The organism is Alteromonas sp. MTD1, from assembly GCF_042848195.1.
In the GTDB taxonomy this organism is placed as follows: domain Bacteria; phylum Pseudomonadota; class Gammaproteobacteria; order Enterobacterales; family Alteromonadaceae; genus Alteromonas.
The window spans coordinates 212,972-238,034 of the sequence record NZ_BTGG01000004.1 but is presented as its reverse complement, the minus strand read 5'-3'; the positions used below and the strand labels follow the sequence as shown (position 1 = coordinate 238,034).

Here is a 25,063-nt window from a genome sequence, read left to right as displayed (position 1 = left end):
ATTAACGAAGGCTGTTAACATAACTGTTCGATTGCTCGTTGCAATACGTCGTCAGCGGGTTCGGACTGGTAAGGAATTTCAGCCAGTAAAGGTTCAGGTAACATGTCACACAGCGATGCAAGGTTTTCTTGATAGCGAGACATGTTTCCTGTGACATCATTAGCGACCCACCCTTTTATCGTTAGCCCATCTGAACGTATCGCTTCAGCGGTTAATAGCGCGTGATTTAAGCAGCCAAGACGCATACCAACTACTAATATCACGTCCATTTTCAACGCTTTAACCACATCCGATAGATAGTGAGTAGGTGTAGTTTCATTGCCTATCGATAACGGTAGGCGCCATCCGCCCGCACCTTCCATGAGCAAAAAGTCTGGCTGGTAGCTTTCTAAATGCCTTAGCCCTTTATCAATACTGGCTTGTGTAAGTTGCACACCTGCTTCTTTCGCTGCGATATGCGGTGCAATGGGTGGCTTCAATGCAATGGGGTTAATTTCGTTTATTGGCAATGCTAGGCCACTAGCCTGCTGGATGTTCGCGGCGTCTTCGTTAACCCATTCACCGTCTATTAATTCGCAACCTGCCGCAATGGGTTTGTAGCCAACCGATTTAAGTTGAGCTTTGGTTGCGGCACGAAGTAAATGACAGGTAACGTAGGTCTTCCCTACTTCAGTGTCTGTCCCTGTAACAAAATACTGCTTCATCAGTTTCTCAATTTTCTAAATCTATCGTTTTTCTAACCTAAAATGGCTCACGCGGTAGGTAAGCGGTAACTCACCGTCTACCCCACTTATGTTCTGGTAAGCCATGGCTAACTTTTTAATATCGCGACGCGACAATGAAGGCTGTTTGTTGCCTGTTTCACCTGCGCCTACGCCTTTCACAGAATGCAATAGCTTCATTAACGATGAGTGTGTGTCCACGTAATCTTTTGTGATCACTCGCGACAGTGTTAGTGACGATTTTTGAAATGCGCTAACCCAGTCAGACGTGCTTGGCATGGGCGTATTTGCCTGAGGCAGTTGGGCAACTTTGCGGGCGTTTTGAAGTTCTGCAAATGAACCACTCACCATAATAGCCAGCTCGGCTATACCATTTTGGGAAAGCACGCGCTGTATTTGCTCAGCAACGAGCAATGGCGAGCTTGACCATTGCAGCGCCATTGACGAAAACACAGTTTGAAAACTATCAGCTTCAAAAGGAAGCGCTTGAGCACTGGCGTTTACAAACTTCACATTGTTAAATGAATTTGCAGCTACATCTAACATACCTTGCGCAATGTCTACACCAATGGCGTTGGCACCACGCATGCTCAACGTATTGGTGTGCATGCCTGTTCCACAGCCTATATCTAAGGCACTGCCCTTAAGCTTTTCGGGTAAATATGAAAGACACTGTTGCGCTATTCGCTTTTGAATATTGGCGATACTGTCGTATTGCCCTGCCGCTTTCGAGAAACGAGTAGCGACGGCCTGCTCACTTACCGCGCTGGAGCCTGTTTCACTGGTAACGAACGTACGAGCTTTAACGTTGTACTGTTCAGTAGTACCAGTGTTTACGCTACCGTCCATATTGGCACTTTTATAGCAGGCATTGTTTGCGTTTACTGTCACTTACACAAGCTCCTCGTACGCTAGGGCAATAGCGTCAACCAATACGTCTATATCCTGTGCAGTGTGATTTGCAGATAGTGTTACGCGCAGTCTATCTTGATTTTTAGGCACCGTAGGATAGCGAATAGCCGACACCCAAATACCGCGCTGTTTTAACCCTTCGCTAAGCGCAACGGCACGATTTGGGCAACCCACAATAATAGGTTGTATGGCACTTTCTGACTCAGCAAGAGTGAGCGCAATTAGCGGCTTATCGCTTGCTGTATCAGTCGCTTTTTCTTTCGAATCACAACCTGAACTTTCACTAAAAATAGAATGAAACCGTTGCCTAAAATGGGCAATATTTTCAGCGAGTTTGTCTCTCTGTGTTGCATTGTTAGCAATATGGGACAGAGAATAAAGCGTTGCAACCGCCTGTGCAGGGGGCATTGCGGTGGAATACACATAGTGCTTTGCAAAATTCACGAGAAAGTCGATGAGGGTTTGGCTTCCCGCAATAAATGCGCCTGCGGTACCAATGGCTTTTCCGAATGTGCCCATCACTATGGGGGCTTGCGCTTGTGTTAAGCCGAGAGCTTCAACAGTACCAAAGCCGTTTTGCCCTAGCACACCCATTCCATGTGCATCATCTACCATAAACCATGCTTTATGCTTTTGCGCTAGCGCTGCTATGGCTGTACTTGGTGCAACATCACCGTCCATACTAAATACGCCTTCACTCACTACGAGGGTATCGGCATATTCAGCGTTCCATGTACTCAAAGCTCTTTTTTCAAGCAAACTTTCAAGGTGGTTAATGTCGTTGTGTTTGAAACGACGTAGCTGCGCCTGTTCACCAACACACATGGCGCCTTCTAGAAACGATGCGTGCATAAGCTTGTCAGCGAAAATGGCGCCCTTTGCGCTTGAACTTACATTTTCATTGTCGGCCTTTGCCACGCCTGCATGGCGAGAAAACAGTGCCATACACAATGCTTGATTAGCTGCAAAGCCCGAATTAAAAAGCAATGCCGCTTCGCGATTTAGCCCATCGGCAATGTACGCCTCAAGTGCCAAGTGCGCCTGCGTATGGCCTGTAACTAATGGTGAAGCTCCGCTTCCGCCACCAAACTGCGCCAAGCCTTCAACCCAAGCTTGTAACACACCTTCATGCTGACGCATGCCAAGGTAGTCGTTGCTTGAAAAATTCAGATAGTGGCTGTCATTAATACAAATAATGTTGTCTTTTTCGTATTGCTGGCAATAACGCTGACGCAGCAAGCCCTGTTCTGCTCGCTGCGTCAGTTTTGTTTCCAACCAATCAAAGGCCATTAGGCGTCCAACGTGCTTACTACTTTTTCACTTTTTGCTTTAGGTTTACTGGCGTCGTAAAACAGATCGCTACTGTCAGCCTGCTGCTCTTGCTGTTGTGCAATTTCTTCTTCTAGCACCTGCTGGTGCGCCTCATCAGAAAAATCACGAGTACGTTCTGTATTAATACCTAACTTCTTGAACAACATTACATCTTCGTGAGTATCAGGGTTAGACGTAGTAAGTAGCTTACAACCGTAGAAAATAGAGTTAGCACCTGCCATAAAGCACAGCGCCTGCATTTGTTCGTTCATGGCTTCGCGGCCTGCAGATAAACGTACGTGAGACTTCGGCATCATAATACGCGCCACCGCAATGGTGCGGATAAACTCAAAGTAATCTAAGTCTTCAACGCTATCTAATGGCGTGCCTTTCACTTTCACCAACATGTTAATAGGTACGCTTTGCGGCTGTTCTGGTAAGTTAGCAAGCTGCACCAGCATACTCGCGCGATCGCTTACTGTTTCGCCCATACCCACAATACCGCCCGAGCAAACATTCATGCCAGCTTCACGCACGTTCTCTAGCGTATTTAAGCGGTCTTGGTATGTACGGGTTGTGATAATGTCGCCATAGAATTCTGGTGAGGTATCTAGGTTGTGGTTGTAGTAATCAAGCCCAGCTTGTTTAAGAGCAACTGCTTGGTCGCGAGTAAGCATGCCAAGTGTCATACAGGTTTCAAGGCCTAGACTTTTCACCTCTTCAACCATTTTTAAAATATACGGCATGTCGCGATCGCGCGGATTACGCCACGCGGCGCCCATGCAGAAACGTGTCGAGCCAACCTGCTTCGCTTCTTTTGCGCGTTGAATAACTTTTTCTATTTCTAGCAGACGCTCTTTTTCAAGCCCAGTGTCGTAACGTGCGCTTTGTGGGCAGTACTTACAATCTTCAGGACAAGCGCCGGTTTTAATCGACAACAGCGTGCTAACTTGTACTTCGTTTGGGTTGAAGTGCTGTCTATGAACAACCTGCGCGTTAAACAGCAGGTCGTTGAAGGGCATTGCAAACATTGCCTCTACTTCGGCTTTGGTCCAATCGTTACGGAATGTTGTCGTTTGCGCATTTTGTGCTGAAGCCGTGGTCATTAAATGTCCCTTACTTAATCTTTACTAAATGAGAATGCTGGCTTAGTCTATGCGTCATTGAAAAGTTGTCAACTCTGACCATTTGAAAAGATTTACTAACGGTTAAATTTTGAACAGTATAGAATTTGATAAGCAACACATTTGGCACCCTTATACCTCTGCAGTAAACCCACTTCCTTGTTACGAAGTTACGGGCGCAAAAGGCGCAGAGCTTACCTTGGCTACTGGAGAAGTATTGGTAGACGGCATGTCGAGTTGGTGGGCAGCCATTCACGGCTACAATAACCCTGCACTGAACAAAGCTGCACACGATCAAATTGAAGCCTTTTCTCACGTTATGTTTGGCGGTATTACTCACCAACCCGCCATTGATCTGTGTAAAACGTTACTGAATATGGTGCCTGCGGGGCTAGAACGCGTATTTTTGGCCGACTCGGGCTCGGTGTCGGTTGAAGTTGCCATTAAAATGGCTATTCAATACTGGGCTTGCCAAGGTCGCGCAGAGAAGTCGCGAATTGTTGCACCTCGTAATGGTTATCACGGTGATACATTCGCCGCCATGAGTGTGTGCGACCCCGTAAACGGCATGCACAGCTTGTTTGAAGGAGTGTTAAGTAAGCAAATTTTTGCACCCGCCCCGCAAACGCGTTTCGGCCAAACGTTTAGCGAAGACGACATTTTGCCGCTTCAAGAGCTATTTGAAAAACATCATCATGAAATGGCCGCACTCATTTTAGAGCCTGTAGTGCAAGGCGCTGGCGGCATGCGCATTTATCATCCAGAGTATTTAAAGCGCTGCCGACAGCTTTGCGATAGCTACGATGTACTGCTTATTTGCGACGAAATTGCCACTGGTTTTGGCCGTACGGGCAAACTGTTTGCCTGCGAACACGCGGGAATATCACCCGACATTATGTGCTTAGGCAAAGCTATTACCGGCGGCTACATGACGTTGGCAGCAACACTGTGTACTGAAGATGTAGCACTGGGCGTATGCCAAGGCGAACCGGGCGTGTTTATGCATGGTCCTACCTACATGGGTAACCCGTTAGCCTGTGCTGTTGCCAATGCTAGCCTTACGCTAATTAATGAAAATGCATGGCAGCATCAAATTCCCGCCATTGAGCAACAATTACAGAGCGAACTTGCAAAATGTGCATCATTACCAAGCGTGGCCGACGTTAGAGTGTTAGGCGCTATAGGCGTGGTAGAAACAGTAAAACCGGTAAATGTAGCGGAAATACAGCGTCATTTTGTGAAACATGGCGTATGGATACGCCCCTTTGGCAAGCTGGTATACATTATGCCTCCCTACATAATAAGTGCTGAGCAACTAAGTAAGCTAACACACGCAATTTATACTGCTTTGCGATGACCGGTCACTGCCGTGTGTTTTTTTGTATCGAGCAAGCAATTCCCTGAATGCGCTAAAAGGCGCAAATGCTTGGCACATAAGTAAGGAAAATATAGAGGCGTAGAGATGGTAGTACGAGTATTAGATAAGGTGTTATTCGCTGTGTTGTTTATTATTACACTGCAGGTCCCTATTCTAGCCGACCACTACCGTCAATATTTAAGCGGCTACTATGACGCCCTTAGAGACGAAATTACAACGTCTACCAATATGGCCAAAAACCATGGTTTCACATCGGTGGACGCTATGCTCGACAGCCTGCAGCAAAATAGCGAAGCTGTTGTTCGTGAAAATGCAAAGCTTAAAGCTGAACGGTTTGCACAAATGGCAACTGTTGAGCAAGGTATTCGAAAATTGGAGCATGGACACTATTTTGAAAAGCTAGCTTTTATTGCATCACCTTCACACTACCACACGCTAACACGCGTTTTAGACAACTACCGTCCGTCGGTTCCGCTCACTCCTTCTTCTATCGTATTTAGTTTGATAACAGCCATTTTGTTGAATCTACTTATGTGGACGCCACACTTTTGCTATTGCCAAATCAAACACATCAAAAGCAAACCAAAGCGTTTTTCTTATAAATAGGCACTCGTGCTTGCCATAGCATAGTAGTGCTATTTGTTTTATCTGAGCCTTGAATATGCTTAACAATGCTAAAGTTCAATTCATCAAGGCGGCATATTAACGCAGTGTATTAGCGCACTACGGGTTACAACATATCAGACGAAAATGTTAAGCAATTTCCCGTTTTAGAAAGTTTGCCGTCCACTTTTTATACAACTAACAATACATACCTTTTATCGCAAAGCGATAATTAACACCTGTTTTCATTGTGTTAGCTTTATTTTTCGTACTTTGGCACTAATGATGCAGATACCTGTATGAGATACGAAGAAGGTAACGCGTCAACATTTTCATAGCACAGCATCTTTTTATGAAAAAACCAATGAAAACAGAGCGATACCAGAAAAACGTTGTACAGGAGTGAATATTATGCCAACTGACGCACAATTACTAATTGGGAAAGTGTTGCAAATTAAAGACAAAATCAGTGCAAAACGCCACTGTATTCCAAGCGATCTCGCTGACGAATGGCAGTCACTCGATAAGCAAACTCAGTGCTTCGAAAGCCAGGCTTTGTACAGAAGCGCAGTGAAAGGCCAGCAAATGAGTAAACGCATTGCGTATTCTGGCTCGGTGAAAGAACTGTCTCAGCTAGTTTCTAAGCTTAAAACACTGAACAAGAAAGTAACGGTAAATCAGCTTTCACACTAGAACGCTCAAGCGAACTAATGTGATTGCAAGATATAGCGGATGTGAAATATTTTTAAGCTGTTCTTTTTAAGCTGTTTCTTTACAGGTATTTGCTTCAGGCTATTTCTTTTTGCAAAAGCACTAAGGTGCGAACTTTGCGCATGCCGTAACTGGCAAGTCGTAAAAAATCTTCTCGTGCTACAGGGATGTGTTGATATTCCACAACTTGCCCTTCGCTGGCATCGGGGTCGTGCAAATAGTAGCAGTGTTTATCTGCACCCGTTACAGCTACCCAGTGTGGTATCTTCTTTTTGTCGAATGCGTATGTGCTGATTAAGCACAATACTGTGCCACCCGCTTTCAATGTGTTGTCAATGACGTCTGTATGCCAGTCAGCTATTTCAACAGGAATGCCCTTTTCATGGGCCTGCGCCATAAACTGATTTTCGACTTTTTCAACAATGGCCTTTTTTTCCACGTTGCGCACGCCGTCGATAAACAAGGGTACATCCTGATTTATAACAACGCGCGCGTGATAACCTTCGTTAGCAGCAGCAAGTGCAAGCCCTACAGGGTGGCAGCCACCATGTCCTGACATCATAAAAATAGTGGTGGCAGTGCGCCACAATGACAATTCTTTTTCTTGCGTCATTTCAAAGCGACTATCAAGGGCGCACATAGCCATCATTAATGCAGATGGCCCACACGTGAAATCTGTGGTTTGTTGATACCAAGGATAAACACTCGGATTGGCCGTTTTACTTTTTACCAATACTTTTTGCATTCTTAGTGCATCAGTGTGGTCGTCATAATAATCGGTATACATACCAAATTGGCTGAAACCTAATTTTTTATAGAGCGCTATGGCCCCCGTATTCCACTCGGCCACTTCTAGGCGCATAAACCGCTTTCCCCGCGAAAGCGCCCGCTCCCCCAAGCTGTTAATGAGTTGTTCGGCAACACCTAACCCGCGCGCTTCTGGCAACACAGCAATAGAATACAAACGTGTTAACTGCGTTCCTCTTCGCAGTAATAGCAAACCGTAGCCTACTATTTGGTGCTGAGAAGACTGCTGAACTTCAGGGTTTGGGTTGTCATTCCCTTGGCTAGCTTCGTCGTTTGCGGCCAAAATTCTCTCTGCAACAACTAATTCAGCGTGTTGCGCGTCTACATAAAATTTGAAACGTGATTTACTTAACCTGTCGGTTGTAAAACAGGTTTTCTCAATATGTTGTAACGCCGCAATATCGCTTATTGTGGCAGCGCGCAATGAAATCATCGCCCTCTTTGCTCCAGTCGATTAGCAAATTCCTGCATAATTAATTCGTACAGGGCCTTGCCTAAATATTTGTCTTCCACACCCGAATCAATACTCGGGTTGTCGTTTACTTCGATAACGTAAACGGCATTGCCTTGCTGTTTAATATCAACTCCATACAGGCCATCACCAACCACTTTTGCCGCTTTAATAGCTGCTTGAAGTACGGGTTTAGGCACTTCGAAAGTAGGCATTGTGGTAAAACCACCCGATGAAAACCTGTCCCCCTGATGGTTGTATATCTGCCAGTGGTTTCTCACCATAAAATACTGACATGCGTAAATAGGTTTGCCACCCAATACACCAATGCGCCAGTCGAACTCGGTAAAGATATACTCTTGAACCAATACTAAGGCCGACTCAGCAAGCATTTGCGTTAGTCTTGTTTTCAATGTTTCTTTGTTTTCAGCTTTGTGCACGCCACGCGAGAATGAGCTCTCAGGTAGCTTTAACACAAGCGGTAGCCCAAAGTCGTTTATCAACTTGTTACACACTTCATCCGTTGCACTTGAAACAAATGTAGCTTTCGGTGCAGGCACCTTTTGATACACGAAGGCGTCTTGCAAAAACACTTTGTTGCAGCAGCGCAAAATAGACTGCGTATCGTCCATAACCACAATGCCTTCACGCTCAGCGGCGCGTGCCAAGCGGTACGTGTGATGATCGATAGCGGTGGTTTCACGAATGAAAAGCGCATCGTAATGACCAAGCTCTTCTGGCGACAAACGGCTGACCACATCGGCACGAAACCCCGCTTTTTCAGCAGCCTTCACAAAGTGTTTAATGGCCTTTTCGTCGCTAGGCGGCGTAGATTCTTCTGGGTTTACCAATATCGCCATATCCCAACGCGTACGCTTACTTGCTTTACTAGCTCGCCACTGTTTTTTAGTGTGTATTTCAAGCTGCTCAATAAAGCGGGCTTGCTGTTTTTCAGCAAGGTCTTTAAACGCTTTTACTTGCACAGTGGCAACACCTTCAACCTGCACTTTCCCCGACGCTTTGGCCAACACTTTGGTGTGGGTAACCGATGGTGTCACTATCAATATTGGGCAAGGATATTTTTCAAACGCTTGGCGCGCTAAACGCTTAAAACGCTGATCTTTCACTTCACCGAATAGTACTAACAAAGGCTCGCTCAATACTTCTGCATTGTCTTGCTGTACCGACAAAGAAAACACCATGCGGTCGATACTTTTTTCTTCGGCCACGCGTAAGTCGTTAATAGTATTAACTGTGGGTAACACCAGGTGACTTCTTGCTTGCGCAAGCAAAGAACAGTAGTAACCTTCACTCAAATAGCGCGATGTGTCGCATAAGTTTATAACGCGAGTTTTCGGCTCGTTCAGCTTCGGAAAGTCAGCAAGGTATTCTTGAAAAGTCAGCACGGTTAAAGCGGTGTTACAAAAAGGAGTAACATCATCTGTAACAATCAGTGTATTGTGCATGTAATTCGCTTCTAAAAAGTGAGTTGTCGGTTACAATAAATAGTGGCGAGTTCAATCTTTCGCCACTGGAAAATGTGCGCTGAGTTTACGCCTATGTATTCATTTGCATAGCAATATCAGCACGGCTTTTTTTCATCGTTAAGACAACAAAAAGTTATGAGTTTTATAGCGGTTGAAATGTACTTAAGTACCCAAGAAATATGCGGTACTTCAATACAAAAAACGCCAGTAAGAAATGTGTTAAGGAGTAAGTATGCTATTGGCCACTTTGGCTATTTTGATTGGTCTACCCATTTTATTATGGAGTGCAGATAAATTCGTTGGTGGTGCTGCCTCTGTTGCCAATCACTTTGGTATGTCTCCTCTTCTCATTGGTATGCTCATTATTGGTTTTGGAACATCTGCTCCCGAAATCATTGTCTCAATTTTTGCTGCTATTCAAGGAAACTCAGGTATTGCATTAGGTAACGCCTACGGTTCGAACGTAGCAAACATCCTACTTATTTTGGGTTTGACGGCAGTAATTAGCCCTATCGCCGTTAAATCGAACATTATTAAGAAAGAACTTCCGGTTTTGTTGGGCATTACGTTTTTTGCTGCATGGCAAGTGCTCGACCAAAACGTATCAAAAGACGATGCATTTTCACTGCTAGGACTATTCGTACTATTAATATCGTGGAGTATTTACCACGGTATGAAGGGTGACAGCGACGAGCTTGCCAGTGAATATAGTGACGAGATAAACGCCAATGCGGGCACGGTAAAAACCCATGTTGTTTGGCTTATCACGGGGTTACTGCTTTTAGTGGCAAGCTCGCGTATGCTGGTATGGGGCGCTGTTGAAGTAGCCACATATTTTGGTGTAAGCGACACCATTATTGGACTTACCGTCATTGCCATAGGTACATCGCTTCCAGAATTAGCATCATCATTAGTGGCGGTTAAAAAAGGTGAGCACGATTTAGCAATAGGTAATGTTATTGGCTCAAACATGTTTAATACGCTGGCGGTTGTGGGCATCGCGGGTACTATTCAGCCCATGGCAGTATCGGCCGACTTCTTATATCGAGATGTGGTTGTAATGCTAGCGTCAACGGTTGCATTATTCATTTTCTGTATTGGTATAAAACGTCAGGGCCGTTTAAACCGTTTAGAAGGTGGTGCTTTTGTGCTGGCCTATGCTGCTTATACCTATTGGCTTATTCAGGTAGCGTTTATATAACGCTGCACGTTTCACCTTTCCCGAAAAAGCATCTTTCTATTTTAAAGCGTGTGCTGCTTCATGCACGCGCTTGTTAAAGGCCTAACGTCGTTACCAGTGTAATTAAGCTTATTGCTGCAATGGCAATTAATATAAACAAATTAACGCCAAAGCTATCAGTCTTGCGTCTGTTTCTTTTTGCCCGCATCACTATACTGATTAAGCTTAGTACCACGCACACCTGCAGCATTATCGTCATTGCTGATAAGTGCTCTTCAGACCATGATGTATTCCCTTCAATGCCCCAATATTCTTGAAGCCCAGTGATTAGTTCAGGTCTGGCATAGTGAAACAACACTAACACTACAACCATACTTATCCATGCAAGTATGTTTACGCCTATCATTATGCGAAAGAATGGCGTTTGTGCGCGATCTACCGAACGACGCTCAGCCAGCTTTTCATAAGTGATTATCTCGTCAGTATTACCTGCGCTGGCCCTGTTATTTTTGGCTGCATTACTTTTAATAGATGATGCTTCAGCTTCATTTTCTGACGTTGAACTATTTTTATTTCCCATTTGTCACTCTGTTCTCTGGCATCCCGCTTACGGTTGAGTATACTAGCGTGCTAGTAAATTGTGTCCTTTGTTTATTTTTGCACCACCATATCATCGTACTCGATTATGTGCCGAACGGTCTGAGCCGTAAACGCAAAAAAATGCCACACTCATCATGTATTTAGATATCGGCAGCACAATTTAAAAACATTGATTTAAAAAAAAACAGTTTCGTGCATTTTGCACTTTGTTGTTGAATATGTCTCAATACCAGCAACAACAATAAAATTTGTAAGACGGAGAAATTAACATGACGCATGCGCCCGTAGTTGACGTACTTAAGGGTAAGTACGCCGTTGGCGAATCGGTAACCGTAAAAGGTTGGGTAAGAACACGCCGAGATTCTAAAGCCGGGTTATCATTTATAGCGCTACATGACGGTAGCTGCTTCGATCCTGTTCAGGTAATTGCGCTTAATTCTTTGTCTAATTATGCTGATATACAGCGCTTGACTGCAGGTTGCTCGCTGTCTGTAACAGGCACCGTGAAAGAGTCGCAAGGCCAAGGTCAGTCGCTTGAAATTGATGCAACTGACGTAGAAATACTGGGCATGGTAGAAAACCCAGACACCTACCCAATGGCAGCAAAGCGTCACAGCATCGAATATCTTCGTGAGTACGCACACCTTCGCCCTCGCACAAACGTTATCGGTGCGGTTACACGTGTGCGTAACTGTTTATCTCAGGCTATTCACCGCTTCTTCCACGAGAAAGGTTACTTCTGGATCTCAACGCCTATTTTAACGGCAAGCGATACAGAGGGTGCAGGTGAAATGTTCCGCGTATCTACATTAGATATGATGAACATTCCTCGTGATGACAAAGGCAACGTTGACTACTCTGAAGATTTCTTTGGAAAAGAGACTTACCTAACAGTTTCTGGTCAGCTAAACGTTGAAACATACTGTACCGCAATGTCGAAAGTATATACGTTTGGCCCTACGTTCCGTGCCGAGAACTCAAACACTTCTCGTCATTTGGCAGAATTCTGGATGATTGAGCCAGAAGTAGCTTTTGCCGAATTGAAAGACGTAGCGCAACTTGCTGAAGACATGCTGAAATATGTATGTAAAGCGGTACTTGAAGAGCTACCAGACGACATGGCGTTCTTTGCTCAGCGTATTAAGAAAGACGCAATTGAGCGTTTAGAAAAGTTAGTCAGCTCTGATTTCGTGCGCATGGACTACACAGACGCTATCGAGATTCTGCAAAACTGCGGTAAAGAATTCGAATTCCCTGTTGAATGGGGTATCGATTTATCGTCTGAACACGAGCGCTACTTAGCCGAAGAGCACGTTGGCGCGCCAATTATCATGCAGAACTACCCGAAAGATATTAAAGCGTTCTACATGCGCATTAACGACGACGGTAAAACAGTTGCTGCAATGGACGTACTTGCACCGGGCATTGGTGAAATCATCGGTGGTTCTCAACGTGAGGAACGTCTTGATGTATTCGACGCTCGCCTTGAAGAAATGGGCTTATCGAAAGAAGACTACGCGTGGTATCGCGACTTACGCCGTTATGGCACCGTGCCTCACTCAGGTTTCGGACTAGGTTTCGAGCGTCTTGTTGCATACGTAACCGGCATGCAAAACGTACGTGACGTAATTCCGTTCCCACGTACACCTGGCAACGCGAGCTTCTAAAGCGTTTGTTGAGCTATTAAGAAATCCGCGTCCAGTTTTGCTGTTCGCGGATTTTTTGTAACTTTGACAAAAAAGTATCACTAACGTTAGTAATAATTCTAAAAGTAAAATAATGAAGATTTTTAAAATTGTTGTAGTCACGCTAATTGTTCTAACGGCAGGCGGTTACTTATTTGTAAAAATGCATTCAGTAGATGACATTCCAGTGGAGCAGTTGACCTCCAAGTGGATGTACAAGACGTCTTCATTTGTTGATGTTAACGGGCTTCGTGTGCATGTTAGTGATGAAGGTGCCAATAATTCGGCTGTACCAATTGTTCTCATCCATGGCACTGGTGCATCACTACACACCTGGGATGGCTGGGTTTCTGAGTTAAAAAATGAGCGCAGAGTTATTCGTTTTGATCTGCCTGGATTTGGCCTTACCGGCCCGGAACCTGACAACAACTACACAATAGAACAATACACAAACTATGTGGTAGGGATACTCGACAGTCTAGGAGTTTCAGAAGCCATTATTGCCGGTAATTCCCTGGGCGGTTACATTGCCTGGGCAACTGCCGTACGTTATCCCAACAGAGTGTCAAAGTTAGTGCTAGTGGACGCTTCTGGCTACCCTTACGAAGCGGAGTCTGTACCTATTGCATTTAAGCTTTCACAAAATAAACTTGCAAAGCTATTACTTAAGAATTTTATTCCTAAATTTGTTATCAGAAGCAGTGTAGAGAACGTTTTTGGTAACCCTGCTTTAGTGACCGATTACTTAGTAGATAGGTACTATGAGCTAACGCTTCGCGAAGGTAATCGCGCCGCGATAAAAGAGCGTTTTGTGCAAACACAGCCTGGTGAGCTTCGCAAATCACTGCCTAAATTAACAATACCCACACTCATATTGTGGGGAGCAAAAGATAAACTAATTCCGCTAAAACTGGGCAAGCGATTCGAAAAAGATATCCCTAACAGTTCCCTCATTATTTTCGATGAACTTGGCCACGTGCCTCACGAAGAGGCACCGCAAATAACAGTTTCACCGGTACTTGATTTTATTAACGAATAAAATTTATTTGTTCTCACCTAAGCCAATTGCAGCAGATTTACATGCGAGCACCTGATAATCGAAGCCGATTTCATTGGTTTCGTCTTTATTTTGCGTAACCTGAAGTATTTCATAGTCGTTAAGCTCTATAACTCTACTGCTTTCAGTATGCGCACAACGGGAGCGCGCATCCGCTTCATACTCGAAAATAAAGTGTGCCAACGCTACACGCTGCATGCGCCGGAAAGATTTACTTTTTTCAGCGGCGTCTCTTAAAACATCGTCAAGCTCATTGTTGAGTTCATTAGCGTCAGCGTTTATTTGTTTTATGGTTTGCCTCACTTCATCTTGTTTTGAAGTATCTGTTACATTGGCTAACGCTTGAGCTTTTGTAATAGCATTTTGCTGTGACGAGTTATTGGGCTCTCTTTCAAGTACAGGCTCAGTAGATGCCTGTTTATTAAGAGCCGCCACTTCCCCCTCTTCACTTCGCAAGATCTCTGTTGCCAACTTTCCTGCAGCATAATCAATAGTTACAACCTCTCCTTCGTCACTATCCGCTACAGGCTCAACAATACCTAACTGCAATGCGATAACGATTAACTTTAAGAAAACTCCCCAAGTAAGGATGTATCGAACGAAAGCTGTGGTGAAAACGAACCGATATTCAGGCGGATGCCAAACCCGCTTTATGCCAATAGGCTTGAGCAGAAGCAAAACAAGGAGGTATAAAGGCGTGAGTATGATCGCACTAAATAAAAGGAGTGTAGAGGTAAGAAAAAACCAACTCGGCAACATCAAAATTAGGGCGAAATTGTGACTGTAGGGCAAAGCTGAAGCTGATACACCTGTAACGTCATTAACCATGCCGCTCGCCGATGCAAGCGCGAAATTTGCGATAACAGCGTAAACAAATAAAATAGCAGCTTTCCCGGGCAAACTATTCCACACCAACATAAATTTCGGCCATGTCTCTTTGAACACACCAACCAGCACAAAGCTAAACATCAACAGTTCGAACGCTACACTGTTGATATCAAAATACAGCCAAAGTGCAAACAAGCAAGTGGCAGAAAAATAGCAACGCTGTGCGAAGTTAAGACTTCGCCAAAATCGAACCACACCTACGCTCTTTTTTGATACAAAGCGCCTTCCCTGGTTTTTACCACTAAGGTAAAGAGTACGTATACCGTTTGTTATTTCCATAATCAAATTCGCTTTAATGCTCGTTTTTCTTTTGTATGTTCTAGTGCTTGGCGCGCTTTACTTCCCGACACGCCAACAATGCGCTATGCTGTAAAGTCTTAAAATCAACAAGTTATACCTTGGATATTACACGTTGAACAAGTGGCACACGAATTTTTATGACGCATTCTGAAAACTTAACGCTTGTTTGCGAACAGTGCCATACGTCTGCACATATCCCTTCTTTAGCACATCGACAGCGCGCGGTTTGCCCAGTTTGCAATCACACGTTGGTTTCACACCGAAACAATTCGAGCGAAAACATGATTGCTTATTCGTTCAGTGCCATTGTGTTACTGCTGCTTTCACTGTCGTTTAACTTCCTCACCTTTAAAGCCAGTGGCCAAAAGCATAGCATCGACTTACCATCAGGCATTGCTGTACTTATTCAACAAGATTATTTGTCGCTTGCCATTGTTACGGGGTTAGCCACCATCCTATTACCGGGAATGGTTTTAATGGGAATATTATGGTTATCGTTGGCACAGTATCGCAATCACCGTCCATCATATCTTCCGCGTATTTTACAGATGGTAACCACGCTAATGCCGTGGAGTATGGCAGAGATTTTTCTGGTCGGAACATTGGTTAGCCTTATCAAAGTGACTGAACTTGCCGATGTAGCCATTGGCCTATCGTTTTATGCGTTTATTGGGTTTTCTACATTCACCGCGCTATGTATTGCGCAGTTTGATACGATAAAATGCGCAATGTGGTTGGCCGAAGGCGTGCCACCAAAACCCAAGCAGTTAAGTGAACAACAAGCCCATGTAAGCATTCAGCGCACCTGGGCCTTATTGCTAACAGCATGTATTTTGTACATTCCTGCGAACGTGCTGCCCATTATGCACACGGAACTGTTTGGCCAACAAACGCCAAACACCATTATTGGCGGCGTTATAAGCCTTTGGCAAACGGGCTCATACCCAGTTGCAATAGTGATATTGGTGGCCAGTGTAGTGGTTCCAGTGGCTAAAATAGTTATTCTTTGTTGGTTGAATTACTCAGTTCAGCAGCAGAAAACCAATTCAAAACAGCTTCGCATAAAGTATTATCGTATTACCGAGGCCATTGGCAGATGGTCTATGATTGATGTTTTTGTGGTAGCTGTACTAGTGGCACTTATTCAAATGGGAAGCACGCTATCTATTCACCCTGGCCAGGCAGCTATTGCCTTTTGTGCCGTAGTTTTTGTAACAATGATTGCCGCGATGACATTTGACTCGCGACTTATTTGGCAGCAGTGGAAGCAAGAAAAATGACCGACGACATAAAGTCAATTGAAGCTAACGTAAAGCCCACTTCGTCTGTATCACGTATTTGGCTAATTCCCATTTTGGTGGTGTTAGTAGGCGGCTGGATGGTGTACTACCAATGGAAGAATCAGGGCCCCCTAATTACGATAGAGCTACAATCGGCCACCGGTATAGAAGTAAACAAAACGCCAATAAAAATACGCGATCTAGACATTGGGCAAGTAAAGAAAATCACACTTAAGCCCGATTTAACCGGTGTATTAGTTACTGCACGCATTGATGCCAGTGCAGAGCATTTATTAAACGAGCATGCGGAATTTTGGGTCGTTGCGCCCCGAATTAGCTTTTCAGAGGTATCAGGGCTAAACACGCTTTTATCTGGCAGCTACATTGCAATGTCAGCACAAGATGAAGGCAAAGAACAGTTGCATTTTACGGCCTTAGAGCGCCCACCAGTGACGCCCCAAGGCACACCAGGCCTTCACGTGATGCTTAAAAGCGATGATGAATTCGCGTATAAACCTGGCGATCCAATTATTTATAAAGGGTTTAAAGTGGGTGAGTTTGAAGACGCCACCTTCGATATTGACGAGCGAATTGTCTATTACAACGCATTCATAGAAGCGCCGTACCACAAGCTTATTACCTACAACACGCGCTTTTGGGATGTGAGCGGCGTTAAACTTCTGCTGGAATCTAGCGGCGTTACTGTTGAAACAGGAAGCCTAGAAACCCTGTTGGCAAACGGCATTACATTTGGTATTCCAGAAGACGTGCCAAAAGGTGAACTGGTTACAGAGAACGCTGAATTCACTATCTATAAAGATAGTGCCGCGGCGTCGGATGCCCGCTTTAAGGTGGCCGCTGAATACCTTTTACTTATTGATGAAAGCGTACGCGGACTTACCGTTGGTGCACCTGTTGAATATCGCGGTATAGAAATTGGTTATGTGACTGCCATCAACTCATTTGCTGCAGTAGAAGGCAACGTGCTTGAGCGCGACTACCCCATTCCAGTACTGATCAACATTTACCCGGGAAAAGCGCGACAGCCAGATACCCAAGAAGGGCTGAACGCTATACAACAAACCATTCGAAATTGGTTAGCACGCGATTTGCGTGCTTCGCTGCGCATGGGTAACGTGCTTACCGGTGGTCTTTTTGTTGATCTTCAGCACTTCCCTGATGAAGACAGCCAAGGAATGATACAGGTAATAAATGGCTACGAGGTTATTCCAACTGTTAGCAACGAGTTTACGCAGCTCACTCAAAAAGCGGACGCCATTTTAGATAAGATTAACCAGCTTCCGCTAAAAGAGATGGTGGAAAATGTACAACTTGCTGTGGAAGATATGAAGCTTGCGGCAGAGTCGGTTGAAACCGCCAGCAGCGATTTTGACCTACTGATTGAAGAGATAGATGCCAAAGCGCTTAACAGTAACCTTAATCAGGTGCTAGTTAGTCTTGATGGCCTATTGAAAAATTACAGTGAAGGCGGTTTCAATCAATCTGAAATTAAAGAAACCGTTGATACTTTGCAAGAAACTATGCGCAGCATTCAGCCTTTACTATTGAAACTGAATCAAACGCCCAATAGTTTGATTTTTTCGCCAGGCGATGAAATTGACATTCAACCGAAAGCGAAAGCGAAAAAAGATTAACGATAGTCTGCGCTGCCTTCAAATGGCAGCACAGAGACCAAAATGGATTAAAAAATGAACGTAACAATGAGCAAATTCGACAGTAAAGTAGGCGGATGGCGACTAGCTGGTTTCTTGTGCGTGTTAGTTTTATTTATGGGTGGATGTTCAAGCTCTTCGTCATCACTACATTACTATTTGTTGCATTCAACATCAGCAACCCACAGTGCTAACGCGCAAGCCAATCAAACGCCTGCCCTGCTAAAAATAGATAAATTAGTGATACCTGAATATTTAAAACAGCGCGGCCTCGTATATCAGATAAGTGAAACCAATATTCACATATCAACAACGCATTTATGGGCTGAACCGGTCGAAGAAGGCATAGTGAAAGTACTGCGTAGCGCGCTTTCCTCAAAAGGCGTTAAACTGCTTAAGCAAGCCGACTACGCAAGAGGTTCAGTGCCTGCAGCTAACCATAGAATAAGCATTTTAATAAACGACTTCGTAAGCACATATGGCGGAGAGGTTATCTTAAGCGGTGAGTATGTTATTACCGCTGCTGACTCTGACGCAATGCATCAATCATTTATGTTTAAAGCCCCCATCAACCATGATGGCTTTGAAGCAAGCATTAAGGCTATGCGAGCCACACTAAACCAGTTAAGCGAACAAATAAAAGAAACAATGTAACCACCTGCACAATGATAAGTAATTTTAAAAACTACGCTTTAAGTGGAGTGAACTGCCACTACAAAGACGAGACTAATCGACGAATAATTGTAGTAAATCTGTTTGCTGCAGTGGGCATGAGTATAACTTTTGTTCTGGGTTTTCGTGCTTTGTTTGCCAATGAAATGGGGCTTGCTTTAACCCTATTGGTCGCCAGTGTAGTTTTTGCTGTGTCTCAACGTTTGCAAGTACGAGTCCCCACAAAAGAAGCACGAACAACCTCTATAAGCTTACTTATATCATGCCTAATGATATTAACCCTTTTGCTCATCATTACTGGCGGCAAAGACAACACTGGCCCCTTATGGATTTACCTTGTACCACCGGTAACCATGTTTTTTGCGGGCTTCGTACGCGGTCTGCTTGCCCTAATTGCTTATACCGTAGTATGCGCATTAATTATGTTTACATATAACGATATGTTGCTATTAACACAGTATTCTTACGCTTTTAAAACACGTCTTCTGTACTCTTTTCTTACCGTATCTTTCTTGTCTGCTTTTTATGAATTTAGCCGCCAGAAAAGTTATGACACCGCACTTTACTTGAAAGAACAATTTGAAAGACAAGCAAAACACGACCACTTAACGCAATTACTCAATCGCCGAGGTGGGCAGGAATATCTTGAACATGAATATGCGCGTTTTCTTCGCAACAAACAGCCTTTTGCCATCGCCATTGCTGATATCGATCGCTTTAAGAATATTAACGACACCCTAGGCCATGAGCATGGAGACGAGGTACTTAGACAAATTTCAAAAGCGTTTTTATCGAAACTTCGCAGCGAAGACATTCTTGCTAGATGGGGTGGCGAAGAATTCCTGTTCATCCTTGTAGGCGCCAACGAGGAAAATGCCGTTAAAGCGCTTGAAAAAATTCGCAACTGCTTAAATACCAACCCACTAGTGATTAACGGTGAAAAGCTTGAAGTAACAAGCAGTTTTGGCGTGTGTGAAGTAAATCAAGGAATGACCCTGTCACACGCGGTTAAGCAAGCCGACAAAGCGCTTTATCACGCGAAAGACACAGGAAGAAACAAAGTGTGTAGTGCATCGTCACTTACCTAACTTTTTTCGCTCATTTCCATTTCTATTTGCTCTGTTTATCTCAAAAACATAACAATTCATCACGATTATTCATCTTTACACAAAATTGACTCATCTTTAGTTACATTTAGACTGTATATCTGAAACACTTTAGCGCTACACTATGTACAGATATTACGACTAAAGTTGAAGCAGTTATGAAATGGATGAAAGTTGCGCTTCCAATCGGCGTTTTGCTATTTGGTTACTTGGGTATGAAAGGTATTGAGGCATCTGCTGACGATTCCGCCATAACGGACGAAGTAGACACTCGCCCCACTGTTACTGTTGAATCGATTTCACCTGAGGATATTCGCGTTCAATTAACCTCTTATGGTGAAATTACGCCACTTGAAACAACCAATTTGGCTGCTCAGGTCTCAGGTGAAGTACAAAGCTGGAACCCTAAATTTGTAAGCGGTGGATTGATTCGAAGAGGCGAAGTGCTTTTCTCAATTGAACCAGACGCCTACGAGGCAGCACTACTGCTAGCAGAGGCAAACTTAGCCAGTGCTCAAGCACAGCTAATTCAAGAACAAGCGCAAGCTGATGTGGCGGCTAAAGAAGCCAAAACCATGCCCAACGCCAGAGTCACCGACCTTTACTTAAGAAAGCCTCAAGTAATGAGCGCACAGGCTGGTGTTAAATCTGCAGAAGCACAGCTTAAAATTGCCAAGCGCGACTTAGAGAACTGTCAAGTAAAAGCACCTTACGACGCTTTGGTAGTATCGCGTAATATCAGTACAGGCGATTACGTATCGCAAGGTACAGCGGTTGCTGTGCTTAACAATATTGAATATGCAGAAATTACCTTCCCTATTGCCGGTTTCGACAAAATATTTCTTGCCGACAACACTATTGGCAGTGACATTGCGATTGAAATAGATGATGTGGCTGGAGCAAAGGTGAAAGGCACAATCCATCGTGACACTGGTGTTATAGACAACAATACCCGTATGAGCTATTTCGTAGCTCGCGTTGAAGACCCCTACGCCATTCATTCAAACAAGCCAGTGATTAAGTTTGGTTCATACAGCACGATTTCTTTTGAAGGTAAAACACTGAATGATGTTTACCGTGTTCCTCAAGAGTTGGTAAACAACCGTTTGCTATGGACACTTGACGATGACAACAAGTTAAAGTCGCAAAAGGTGAAAGTAGTACGTGAAGAAAACGGCGACTTCCTAATTCAAGGGTCGTTCAACCCTAATAAAGTGGTCATGTCACTACCCGAGTATCCGCAAAATGGGATGGCGGTAAAAGTGATTAAAAACACTTCTGATCTTGTGACAGCGAAAGCAGACTAAGGAACTGTCATGGACAATAAAAACGATCCTCAAACTGGCTTAATTGCATGGTTTGCGCGCAATTCAGTTGCCGCAAACCTGTTGATGATTTTTATCATCATTATGGGTGTGGCTAGCTATTTCACCATTCAGCGCCAGATGTTTCCCAACATCGAAATTAACTACATTAATGTAGAAGCAAGTTACCCCGGAGCTTCACCTCAGGAAATTGAAGAAAGTATTTTCATAAAGGTTGAAGAAGCGCTTAAAGATGTAACGGAAATAAAGCGAACCGTTTCCCGAGCAAGACGTGGTGGCGGTGCGGTAACGCTTGAAATTGACACCAAAGCTGAACTTACCGATGTTCTTGATAAAGTGAAGCTGCGCGTAGACAGTATTGCTACTTTTCCCGCAGATATGGAGCCTTTAACCATATCGCAAGTGGAGTTTCAGCAGCAAGTTATTGAAATGCCTCTAGTGGGTGACCTTCCCCTTTCCGAATTAAAAGTACTGGCAAAAGAAGTGGAAGACGAACTACTACAATTAGGTTCAGTGTCTTTGGTGACGGTAAACGCGCCGAATGATGAGATTGCCATTGAAATTAAGCCAGATACGCTGCGTAAATACGGGCTGAATATTAGTGATGTCACGCGCGCCATTAATAACTATTCAGCGAATATGTCAGCGGGTCAGCTTCGCACTAATTCAGGCATTGTGTCGGTTCGCGTTGAGAATCAATATTACAGCGGAGAAGAATTCCGCCAGATCCCAGTTAAGATTGGTGCAAGTGGTGCCCGTGTAACGCTAGGTGATGTTGCTTATATAAACGACGGATTTGTTGAAGGCGAACGCTACTTTAAATACAACGGCATGAATGCCATGTATATCGCAATAAAAGCCACTAAAACGCAAAACACCATTCCTGTTGCTGAAACGGTTAAAGCCTATATTGAACAAAAGAACGAAACCTTACCTGAAGGCATTAGTCTAGAGATATTGGTAGATATGACCTACTACCTTAATGCTCGCCTAGACATGATGCTGTCTAACTTAGTGCAGGGCTCTGTATTAGTTGCGTTTATGCTCACCCTTTTCTTACGCTTCAGACTTGCACTTTGGGTAATGATTGGCCTTCCAGTTTGTTTCCTTGGTGCGATGATGCTAATGCCCTTGTTTGGTGTAAGTATTAATATTTTGTCGCTATTCGCGTTTATTATGGTACTGGGTATTGTGGTAGACGACGCCATAGTTATAGGAGAAAGCGCCTACACCGAAATAGAAAGCAAAGGCGGCGGCATAGACAACGTTATTCGTGGTGCAAAGCGTGTAGCAACCCCTGCTACATTTGGGGTGTTAACGACCATAGCGGTATTTGCGCCATTTACGTTAAGTAGTGGTCCTGAAGGCGCTTTCTTTTACAACATAGCTGTAGTGGTTATCTTATGCTTGGTTTTTAGTTTAATTGAATCGAAGCTTATCTTACCTGCGCATATTGCCCACACTACGTTTTCAGAAGTAAAACCAAACGGCTGGCGTTCTCGCTTCAACAAACGCTTTTTTGCTTTTGTAAACGGCCCATATAAACGCACCGTTGAGCGGGCAATTAATTGGCGTTGGGCGGTGTTAATGATGTTTATTGCGCTACTTATGCTTAGCTTCGGCTTAATAAACGCGAACTATGTGCGCATGGTGCCTAACCCTAAAGTGCCTCACGACTTCCCTAGCGTTCGCATCGAAATGAATGAAAACGTGTCTGATATGACTACCATTAACGCGTTAAGAATTGTTGAACAAACAATTTTAGATGTTGAGGAAGACATCATTAACGAATTTGGCACCGGCATGATCAGAGACCGTTTGGTCTTCAACGACGGTCGCTCAGAGGGTCGTATTCTTGCGCCTTTGGTCAACGAAGATGCGCGCCCTATCGATACCTTTGAACTTGCACGTCGCTGGCGTGCTGCAATACCCGAAATTACCGGCATGAAGTCATTCACCGTTATTGACGATGTAAACGGTGATAATGGCAATGGTGACGGTGAATTTGGGTACCTTCTGTTTGGTCCAGATATCGATACGTTAAATGCTGCTGGCCTTAAATTTATTGAAATGCTGCAGCAGCAAGAAGGGCTATTTGACGTTAGTTCAACCATTGACCCTCCTAGCAAAGAAGTGCAAATGAAACTTCTACCGGTAGCTTATGACTTAGGTTTAACGCTGTCGAGTGTGGCATCGCAAGTGGGTGCAGGCTTTTATGGTGGCGAAGCACAGCGAGTACTTCGCAATGGTGAAGAAGTACGCGTGATGGTGCGTTACCCAGAGCTTACTCGCGAACGCTTTGCCGACCTTAAATACACCTTGATAAAAACGCCTTCTGGCGAGGATGTAATGTTAGGCGACGTTGTTGTTCTAGAGGAGAAGCCAGGTATTAGCTACATTCGCCGTGAAGGTGGTTATCGCAGTGTGTACGTTTGGGGTAACATCGACGAAGAAAAAGTTGAGCCAAATGAGGTTGTAGATGAAATTCAAGAGAAGCTACTTCCACAACTTCAAGAACAATTCCCTAGCGTAATGACAGAGCTAGGTGGTGACATTGAAGAACAGCAAGCGCAACAAAACGAGCAAATCCTGTTCTTCCTAGCCGCTATGATCATGGTATACATTCTTCTGGCGGTACCGCTAAAAAGTTATGGCCAACCGCTTATAATTATGTCGGTGATTCCGTTTAGTCTTACCGGCGCAATTTGGGGCCATTACCTATTGGGCCTCGACCTTTCGATGATGTCTACATTTGGCCTTATTGCTGCTGCCGGTGTGGTAATAAACGACTCGCTGGTAATGACAGACTTTGTGAATCAGCGACGCGCACAGGGTTACAGTGTTAAAGAAGCGGTAGTAGAAGCAGGTACGGCACGCTTTAGGGCCATTACGCTTACCTCTATTACAACCTTCGCGGGCGTACTGCCAATAATGTTTGAAACAAGTCTACAGGCTGCTTTTGTAATTCCAATGGCCGTTGCGTTAGGTTTCGCTGTACTTTACGCCACATTGGTTACGCTTATTTTAGTGCCGTGCTTATATGTTATTTTACTAGACTTACGTGGCCCGTTCTCTTACATAAAGCGCACGGTATCAAAACGTAAAGCATCGTCGAATACAAGTAGCGACACGCTGAGCGGCGCACCACAAACCAGTAGCGCTGTTGATTAAACGGGTATACTCTTTTATCGTTTTGATTTAGCGTAGATAACGTTTTTAAATGTCAAAATCAGCCTTCCACAAGGCTGATTTTTTTTGACCACAGAAAAAGGACACTCTCATGACTAACGCGGTTTCGATTAGAAAGGCCACACCTGACGATATTGCACAAATACGCCAGTTTATTCTTGAGCTCGCCATTTATGAAAAAGCCGAGCATGAAGTTGAGGCCTCTGAAGCAGACTTGCACAACACCCTGTTTGGCCCTGACGCAACGGCACACTGTGTAATGTGCGAAAACAATGGCTCTGCAATTGGGTTTGCTGTGTATTTCTTTAATTACTCAACATGGCAAGGCAGAAACGGGCTTTATTTAGAAGACCTTTATGTGTCTGTGGCTTCTCGTGGTATGGGTGCAGGCAAAGCATTATTGCAGCACCTAGCGAAGATTGCAGTAGAGAACAACTGCGGGCGTTTTGAGTGGAGCGTTTTAGACTGGAACAAACCTGCTATCGATTTTTATGAATCGCTTGGCGCAAAACCTAAAAGTGAATGGCTAGGCTATCGTATGGACGGACAAACGTTAATCGACTTTGCTAACAACGGCTAACGTTACTTTTTTATACTCAGTA

The 25,063-nt window shown here is 44.2% G+C and carries 21 protein-coding genes; 13 read left to right on the top strand and 8 right to left on the bottom strand.

All coding sequences use genetic code 11. From position 1 onward, the window contains the following. Positions 1 to 14: 14 nt before the first annotated feature. Genes bioD through bioB form a run of 4 tightly spaced genes read right to left on the bottom strand, consistent with a single transcriptional unit; the run spans position 15 to position 4,051 of the window. Complete coding sequence (bioD, locus tag ACGHAV_RS07120) at positions 15 to 704, bottom strand: dethiobiotin synthase (RefSeq protein WP_390378364.1); 690 nt, start codon at positions 702 to 704, stop codon at positions 15 to 17. A 21-nt stretch (positions 705 to 725) separates the two neighbouring features. Then, positions 726 to 1,613 carry a methyltransferase domain-containing protein gene (locus tag ACGHAV_RS07115; protein WP_390378362.1) on the bottom strand — a complete coding sequence of 296 codons (888 nt, stop codon included), beginning with the start codon at positions 1,611 to 1,613 and terminating at the stop codon, positions 726 to 728. Further along, entirely contained in the window at positions 1,614 to 2,924 is a 1,311-nt protein-coding gene (locus ACGHAV_RS07110) for an aminotransferase class I/II-fold pyridoxal phosphate-dependent enzyme (protein WP_390378359.1), read from the bottom strand. After that, entirely contained in the window at positions 2,924 to 4,051 is a 1,128-nt protein-coding gene (bioB, locus tag ACGHAV_RS07105) for a biotin synthase BioB (RefSeq protein WP_390378356.1), read from the bottom strand. Before bioB ends, ACGHAV_RS07110 begins: the two co-directional genes overlap by 1 nt. 109 nt (positions 4,052 to 4,160) lie before the next feature. On the opposite strand from bioB, the gene bioA reads away from it, so the two are divergent. The 3 genes from bioA (at position 4,161) to ACGHAV_RS07090 (ending at position 6,743) form a co-directional block, all read left to right on the top strand. Beyond that, positions 4,161 to 5,426 carry an adenosylmethionine--8-amino-7-oxononanoate transaminase gene (gene bioA / locus ACGHAV_RS07100; RefSeq protein ID WP_390378353.1) on the top strand — a complete coding sequence of 422 codons (1,266 nt, stop codon included), beginning with the start codon at positions 4,161 to 4,163 and terminating at the stop codon, positions 5,424 to 5,426. A 105-nt stretch (positions 5,427 to 5,531) separates the two neighbouring features. Next, positions 5,532 to 6,053: a DUF2937 family protein gene (locus ACGHAV_RS07095; RefSeq protein ID WP_390378350.1), complete on the top strand. Its 522-nt coding sequence runs from the start codon at positions 5,532 to 5,534 to the stop codon at positions 6,051 to 6,053. Positions 6,054 to 6,461: 408 nt separating this feature from the next. Beyond that, complete coding sequence (locus tag ACGHAV_RS07090) at positions 6,462 to 6,743, top strand: hypothetical protein (RefSeq protein WP_390378347.1); 282 nt, start codon at positions 6,462 to 6,464, stop codon at positions 6,741 to 6,743. A 94-nt stretch (positions 6,744 to 6,837) separates the two neighbouring features. Here the strand turns inward: ACGHAV_RS07090 and ACGHAV_RS07085 are convergent, their stop codons facing one another. Together ACGHAV_RS07085 and ACGHAV_RS07080 are read right to left on the bottom strand one after the other, a co-directional pair. Next, entirely contained in the window at positions 6,838 to 8,001 is a 1,164-nt protein-coding gene (locus ACGHAV_RS07085; RefSeq protein WP_390378344.1) for a GNAT family N-acetyltransferase/peptidase C39 family protein, read from the bottom strand. Then, positions 7,998 to 9,485, bottom strand: a complete 1,488-nt coding sequence (locus tag ACGHAV_RS07080; protein WP_390378341.1) for a RimK family protein — start codon at positions 9,483 to 9,485, stop codon at positions 7,998 to 8,000. Before ACGHAV_RS07080 ends, ACGHAV_RS07085 begins: the two co-directional genes overlap by 4 nt. Before the next feature lie 253 nt (positions 9,486 to 9,738). Here ACGHAV_RS07080 and ACGHAV_RS07075 point away from each other — a divergent pair, with 253 nt between their 5' ends. Next, entirely contained in the window at positions 9,739 to 10,707 is a 969-nt protein-coding gene (locus ACGHAV_RS07075; RefSeq protein WP_390378338.1) for a calcium/sodium antiporter, read from the top strand. Between the two features lie 73 nt (positions 10,708 to 10,780). Here the strand turns inward: ACGHAV_RS07075 and ACGHAV_RS07070 are convergent, their stop codons facing one another. Beyond that, complete coding sequence (locus ACGHAV_RS07070) at positions 10,781 to 11,266, bottom strand: hypothetical protein (RefSeq protein ID WP_390378335.1); 486 nt, start codon at positions 11,264 to 11,266, stop codon at positions 10,781 to 10,783. 289 nt (positions 11,267 to 11,555) lie between these two features. On the opposite strand from ACGHAV_RS07070, the gene asnS reads away from it, so the two are divergent. Both asnS and ACGHAV_RS07060 read left to right on the top strand, forming a co-directional pair. Then, on the top strand, positions 11,556 to 12,953 hold the full coding sequence (gene asnS / locus ACGHAV_RS07065) for an asparagine--tRNA ligase (RefSeq protein WP_390378332.1): 1,398 nt from the start codon (positions 11,556 to 11,558) through the stop codon (positions 12,951 to 12,953). A gap of 112 nt (positions 12,954 to 13,065) precedes the next feature. Then, positions 13,066 to 14,010, top strand: coding sequence for an alpha/beta fold hydrolase (locus tag ACGHAV_RS07060; RefSeq protein ID WP_390378329.1), 945 nt, complete (start codon positions 13,066 to 13,068; stop codon positions 14,008 to 14,010). A gap of 3 nt (positions 14,011 to 14,013) precedes the next feature. Here the strand turns inward: ACGHAV_RS07060 and ACGHAV_RS07055 are convergent, their stop codons facing one another. Continuing rightward, entirely contained in the window at positions 14,014 to 15,195 is a 1,182-nt protein-coding gene (locus tag ACGHAV_RS07055) for a hypothetical protein (protein ID WP_390378326.1), read from the bottom strand. A 158-nt stretch (positions 15,196 to 15,353) separates the two neighbouring features. On the opposite strand from ACGHAV_RS07055, the gene ACGHAV_RS07050 reads away from it, so the two are divergent. The 7 genes from ACGHAV_RS07050 to ACGHAV_RS07020 all read left to right on the top strand — a co-directional run bounded on the left by ACGHAV_RS07050 (position 15,354) and on the right by ACGHAV_RS07020 (position 25,041). Continuing rightward, the gene (locus ACGHAV_RS07050; RefSeq protein ID WP_390378323.1) at positions 15,354 to 16,496 is read left to right on the top strand and encodes a paraquat-inducible protein A; all 1,143 of its coding nucleotides are present in this window, start codon (positions 15,354 to 15,356) and stop codon (positions 16,494 to 16,496) included. After that, positions 16,493 to 18,151 (top strand): intermembrane transport protein PqiB, encoded by a 1,659-nt coding sequence (gene pqiB / locus ACGHAV_RS07045; RefSeq protein WP_390378321.1) that lies wholly within the window; start codon positions 16,493 to 16,495, stop codon positions 18,149 to 18,151. The genes ACGHAV_RS07050 and pqiB overlap by 4 nt, the downstream gene beginning before the upstream one ends. 54 nt (positions 18,152 to 18,205) lie before the next feature. Then, positions 18,206 to 18,823 (top strand): membrane integrity-associated transporter subunit PqiC, encoded by a 618-nt coding sequence (locus ACGHAV_RS07040; RefSeq protein ID WP_390378318.1) that lies wholly within the window; start codon positions 18,206 to 18,208, stop codon positions 18,821 to 18,823. Positions 18,824 to 18,939: 116 nt separating this feature from the next. Further along, on the top strand, positions 18,940 to 19,929 hold the full coding sequence (locus ACGHAV_RS07035; protein ID WP_390378315.1) for a GGDEF domain-containing protein: 990 nt from the start codon (positions 18,940 to 18,942) through the stop codon (positions 19,927 to 19,929). A 176-nt stretch (positions 19,930 to 20,105) separates the two neighbouring features. Beyond that, positions 20,106 to 21,254: an efflux RND transporter periplasmic adaptor subunit gene (locus ACGHAV_RS07030; RefSeq protein WP_390378312.1), complete on the top strand. Its 1,149-nt coding sequence runs from the start codon at positions 20,106 to 20,108 to the stop codon at positions 21,252 to 21,254. Between the two features lie 9 nt (positions 21,255 to 21,263). Next, entirely contained in the window at positions 21,264 to 24,443 is a 3,180-nt protein-coding gene (locus tag ACGHAV_RS07025; protein WP_390378309.1) for an efflux RND transporter permease subunit, read from the top strand. Between the two features lie 109 nt (positions 24,444 to 24,552). Further along, positions 24,553 to 25,041, top strand: a complete 489-nt coding sequence (locus ACGHAV_RS07020; protein WP_390378306.1) for a GNAT family N-acetyltransferase — start codon at positions 24,553 to 24,555, stop codon at positions 25,039 to 25,041. The last annotated feature ends 22 nt before the right edge of the window (positions 25,042 to 25,063 follow it).

Coding starts and splice junctions, on each gene's coding strand:
- bioD (WP_390378364.1), bottom strand. CDS start 704: ATGAAGCAGTATTTTGTTACAGGGACAGACACTGAAGTAGGGAAGACC.
- ACGHAV_RS07110 (WP_390378359.1), bottom strand. CDS start 2,924: ATGGCCTTTGATTGGTTGGAAACAAAACTGACGCAGCGAGCAGAACAG.
- bioB (WP_390378356.1), bottom strand. CDS start 4,051: ATGACCACGGCTTCAGCACAAAATGCGCAAACGACAACATTCCGTAAC.
- ACGHAV_RS07095 (WP_390378350.1), top strand. CDS start 5,532: ATGGTAGTACGAGTATTAGATAAGGTGTTATTCGCTGTGTTGTTTATT.
- ACGHAV_RS07090 (WP_390378347.1), top strand. CDS start 6,462: ATGCCAACTGACGCACAATTACTAATTGGGAAAGTGTTGCAAATTAAA.
- ACGHAV_RS07085 (WP_390378344.1), bottom strand. CDS start 8,001: ATGATTTCATTGCGCGCTGCCACAATAAGCGATATTGCGGCGTTACAA.
- ACGHAV_RS07080 (WP_390378341.1), bottom strand. CDS start 9,485: ATGCACAATACACTGATTGTTACAGATGATGTTACTCCTTTTTGTAAC.
- ACGHAV_RS07075 (WP_390378338.1), top strand. CDS start 9,739: ATGCTATTGGCCACTTTGGCTATTTTGATTGGTCTACCCATTTTATTA.
- ACGHAV_RS07070 (WP_390378335.1), bottom strand. CDS start 11,266: ATGGGAAATAAAAATAGTTCAACGTCAGAAAATGAAGCTGAAGCATCA.
- asnS (WP_390378332.1), top strand. CDS start 11,556: ATGACGCATGCGCCCGTAGTTGACGTACTTAAGGGTAAGTACGCCGTT.
- ACGHAV_RS07060 (WP_390378329.1), top strand. CDS start 13,066: ATGAAGATTTTTAAAATTGTTGTAGTCACGCTAATTGTTCTAACGGCA.
- ACGHAV_RS07055 (WP_390378326.1), bottom strand. CDS start 15,195: ATGGAAATAACAAACGGTATACGTACTCTTTACCTTAGTGGTAAAAAC.
- ACGHAV_RS07050 (WP_390378323.1), top strand. CDS start 15,354: ATGACGCATTCTGAAAACTTAACGCTTGTTTGCGAACAGTGCCATACG.
- pqiB (WP_390378321.1), top strand. CDS start 16,493: ATGACCGACGACATAAAGTCAATTGAAGCTAACGTAAAGCCCACTTCG.
- ACGHAV_RS07040 (WP_390378318.1), top strand. CDS start 18,206: ATGAACGTAACAATGAGCAAATTCGACAGTAAAGTAGGCGGATGGCGA.
- ACGHAV_RS07035 (WP_390378315.1), top strand. CDS start 18,940: ATGAGTATAACTTTTGTTCTGGGTTTTCGTGCTTTGTTTGCCAATGAA.
- ACGHAV_RS07030 (WP_390378312.1), top strand. CDS start 20,106: ATGAAATGGATGAAAGTTGCGCTTCCAATCGGCGTTTTGCTATTTGGT.
- ACGHAV_RS07025 (WP_390378309.1), top strand. CDS start 21,264: ATGGACAATAAAAACGATCCTCAAACTGGCTTAATTGCATGGTTTGCG.
- ACGHAV_RS07020 (WP_390378306.1), top strand. CDS start 24,553: ATGACTAACGCGGTTTCGATTAGAAAGGCCACACCTGACGATATTGCA.